Annotated in this window: 1 tRNA gene; it reads left to right on the top strand. The window is 47.4% G+C overall.

Annotation, left to right across the window (positions count from 1 at the left end):
• The first annotated feature begins 171 nt into the window (after positions 1–171).
• Positions 172–246: transfer RNA gene (locus AC04QZ_RS25000), tRNA-Ile, on the top strand.
• Positions 247–325 lie beyond the last annotated feature (79 nt).

Consider the following 325-nt stretch of genomic DNA (forward strand, 5'->3'; position numbering starts at 1 on the left):
ACCATACCATATACTTTAAAAAACACAAGAGAAAAAAGAAACACCCAGAAGACAACGGTGTGCCATGGCCTAAGGGCAAAGCATAACGGAACCTAAAGATGGGGAAAGCCAAAGGAAAGCAGTAGCGGTAAGATACTATATACTGCATACGATAGCCGACCTTAAATCAACAGTCCCGTAGCTCAGCCTGGTTAGAGCACTACACTGATAATGTAGGGGTCTCCAGTTCAAATCTGGACGGGACTACACGTTTACATCCTTTTGGGGGATTAGCTCAGCTGGCTAGAGCGCCTGCCTTGCACGCAGGAGGTCAACGGTTCGACTC

It is taken from the genome of Pedobacter folensis, from assembly GCF_056490665.1.